At 31.9% G+C, this 4,100-nt stretch carries 1 protein-coding gene; it reads right to left on the reverse strand.

The window, feature by feature from the left end; translation table 11 throughout:
* On the reverse strand, window positions 1–2,040 hold a 2,040-nt coding region (locus tag HMPREF9630_RS10540), incomplete at its 3' end, for a Cna B-type domain-containing protein (protein ID WP_242824696.1).
* Between the last annotated feature and the right edge of the window lie 2,060 nt (window positions 2,041–4,100).

Genomic DNA, 4,100 nt, shown 5'->3' on the forward strand with positions numbered 1-4,100 from the left:
ATTGTTTCTCGGATATGACGGTACTGAAGGTGTCGGTGGAGTTGATGGGTCTGAATCAGGTGTTCTTGTTGGACGCTCTGATGGTTTTGATGGTGTTGGATCTTCTCCTCCTGTTCCTCCTATTCCTCCGCCATCGTCTTTTGGTTTAGGGTCAGGTTTATCTGTTTTTGGTTTTGGTGTTCGGTCTTGATTGCTTGGTTTCTCCGGTTTATCATTGTCTGGTTTAGGGTCAGGTTTTGGTTTATCACTTGGACCTCCTCCACCTGGTCCATTATTATCAGTTGGTGGTGTTGGTGGTGTTATGTTCTCCAATTTAGTATTTGTAATTGTGAAGTTGTAATCATTTTCTTTTTTATACTCTACTCTATATTTATCATAGTGATCTTCCTCTATATCAAATACTCTTAAATTACCTTCTTCATCGAACTTTTCAGTGCGATAAGTTTCTTCCCAGTTATTACTTTCATTTAGAGTGAATGTATTAATTTTTTCACCTTTTTCAAGCAAGTGAACTGTTACTTCTGGTAGCTTATCTCCAACAAAAACTTTCTTGATTGTAATTGTTGTTGGGATTCTTTTGTTTACTACTGTGAAAGTATATTTTTTGTCACCTTGTGCTCTTGTTATAGTAGCCTCGTATCCTTTCTTGACTCTCAGCTCTTTAAGCTGATAATCTATATCTACTCCATTCTTTCTAAACGGTAGATTCTCACGTTTATCATAGTGATTATTAGAACTGTTTGTATCTAATATTACAGGTATTTCCTCTCCATCTGCTATTACTACAAACTCTGCATCTGTACCTGCATTGATAGGATAATCATTACCGTCAATGTCTTTCCAGATTTTATTAACTTCTAATGTAACTTTAGTAGTTAGTGAATTTGTAACCACTAATGCCTTATCCGTTGTTACGGAGTATTTAGCTGAGAAGTCTAATACAGGATCTTCTTTTATAGTATATTGAATTTCATGACCATCTTTGTCTGAATAACGTCTTAAGTTTGTGAACTTATGCTTAAGATTATTTGCTGCATTAAGAACAACTGAACTTTGTTCAACTCCAGCACCTTTTAAATGTACTGTTACATCTGTTGGTTGTGGCGGTCGGTCTTTCCATACCTTTTCAACATCTATATCTCTTGTTTCTTTTGATACATTTAGAATTTGAAATCCTATCTGCTGAGTTCCGGATATTAGTGGTGTGAATTCGGCTGTTATATCTGTACCATTTAATTTTACTGATTTTTCAACCGGTTTGTATGTTATCCATTTTCCTTTTATATCATACTTACGTAAACCGATAAATGTATGATTGAAATTGTTGTTTTTATCTAATGTTATTGAGTTGCCTGTATCATGGAATGCCTGCCCTATAACACCTGTTACTGGATCAAGGTTACTTTGTAGAGATACATCTACTGTTGCTTCATTGTAATCTCTTGTCGATCTAAATTCTTTTGTCACTTTCACAGATGTTGTTTTAGGTTTGTTATATAGTTTTATCTTTGTTACATCTTTAGGTTGATGTGCATTGCCTTCTTGGAAATCAAATTCATAGTCACCATTAGCACTATAGTCTTCTTCCACTTTATAGATTATGTCTTTTCCTGCTTTTGCTATTGGTAGGTTTGTGAACTTGTATGTGTAGTTATTCGCTTTAGTTAATTGGGCAGTTCTTTTTATCCCTCCACCTTCTAAGGTTATATTTATTGGCTTTGTGTGTTCTGCTCCCCAGGCCGGGAATTTGGGGTCCTCCCATTTTTTTTCAACTGTTATATCCTTCCAGTTTCCATAAGATGAACCTGTGAATCCGTATATGAGTTGTGTTTCACTTGAGTCTGCTTTGTTTGGATCAGCATTTCCATCAAATGTTATGCTCGCTTTGTTTTTAAACAATTCTCCAGCACCTCTTTTTTCCTCAGGTATTAGTGTAAATATACCGAGTCTTAGATGAATTGCTTGAGCTTCTGGATATACCAGCTTCATCATTGTCTTTTGGCTTGGATATAAAGTTGGCTCGCTATACCCATTAACCATGCTTTCCAATGGTGCCCTTGGTATTGTTAGCGTTGGTTCTGGTACTCTTGCCATTGCAAACAACACTGATTGAAGTTCACTCGTTTTGTATACTACTGTTCTTGGTGATTCCAAAGATGCATCTTTTCTAAAGAATTCTTTGAATTGTTCATATGTCGGAGTAGTGTTCCCCATCTTTGTCAGTATTTCATCCATAGTGTAAATTTTATGGTTCAACCTAATTTGTCTCAATTTACTAAAACTTGGTATGCCATGATTTGACAACGTAGGTACAACTACTTCTGCGTATAGCTCAACTTTCGTAATATCAAAGTCAATCGGTATGTCTTTGTCTTCTATTAGTTGATTTGTTCTTTGTTGTGGCATCACATATGGATATGTGTTCGCTGGATCATTGTTGAGTTTCTTTTTCCAAGTCTCTTCATACTGCTTTATCAATAAATCATCGTTAAACACTATTGACCATTTTATTGTATCGTTCTGAATATTAGTTTTTGCAAATTCACCGTCTTTAGATAGATACTTATCTTTCAAACGCCATGTTCCAAATGGTGCATAGGGTGGTGTTGTGTCTTTTAGTTTGAATGTTATTGTTGTTCCTGATTTAGGTTCAGTTATTGTTATAGGTTTTTCCCCAGTACCGATTTTACCTTTCTCAAGAGTTATTCGGAAATTTCCTCCGCCTGGACTTGTATTGTCTTTGAATACAACATACATAAACTCTGCACCTTTTTTGTAGTATACCGTGCCAGGTACCATCCCTGGTATATTGCCTATATCTGTCCAGTCAGGGCTGTACGTGATATGATTCCTGAATAAGTCTGGCATCGGTATTTTTACATAGTAACCGTTTGCAAGTGCTGTTGTCGTAATGTAATTATATTCAACAGCTACGTTTGTGTTAAAATTGTTTGTTGTTCCAGGTGTTAATTTGGGGTCTGTTAAGTCTAATTCTTGATTATCAATTATTACCTTCTTTAACTCTACCGATACTTTATTCATTGTATCAGGTGTAAGTGCCTCAGCAGGTTTATCCTCTGCATAACTGTACTTTGCCGGTATTTGCATTCCCGTGACTACTAATAGTAGCGATAGAATAAAACAAAGTAGTTTTGCAATCTTTCGCATAAAAATTCCTCCTTTTTAAAAATATATTAATTGTTTTTAAACTCGTATCATAATAACCATATATTTAATAAACCAATGCCTCAACAAATATAAGTTTAGTATATTTTATATTCCTTATACATTTATGGCAACTTATATACCTTACATATTTAATACTCTTGATATATTTATAAAATAAATAATATGGTTATACTGACCTATTTCAATTATGTCACAATAACAATTTAAAGTAGTATATCACAATAGTATGTCTTTTTCAATTCTTAGAATTAGTATGTAACAATAATTTACTTATGCTTTACATAAAAACAAATCAAAATAACATTATCTACCGTAAGTGTCTGACGCATTTATACAGTTATTAAAATTTTTATTCTATATGTGATTACCTTAGATATTATCGACACAATTCATCATTTCATAAGCTTTGTTTAAAAATTATTATATATGATTATGCTTATATTAAAATATACTTAATTAATGTATAAAATTCATATAAATTGTTTATTTAAAGTATAATTAGTTTTGCTTGGCTAATAATATCTAAAAAACAGAAATATACATTATTATATTAACTTTTAGTATTATGGTGAAACTTATAAAATAACTGAAAATTATAATAACACTAATCTCCAATAGAATAACATATAATTTATATGAAAAATACATAAATACAAGTATATTTATTAAATTTACACAAAATTATTTTTCTATCATTCTAATGAATTTTAATATCATACAACTTATCCATAATTTTATTATAAAATCGTATTATATCTCTATTATAAAAAAAATCAGATGAATCAACATTTGATAACATCTGATTTTTTAATCTTATTAATATATTTCTAATTGTGTAGATAATCTGATTTTAAATCTTTTATCTACAGTTTTTTAATTTATTTGTCTTTTCTTCTATAACGTCTTAATAT

It is taken from the genome of Peptoanaerobacter stomatis, from assembly GCF_000238095.2.
Classification (GTDB): domain Bacteria; phylum Bacillota; class Clostridia; order Peptostreptococcales; family Filifactoraceae; genus Peptoanaerobacter; species Peptoanaerobacter stomatis_A.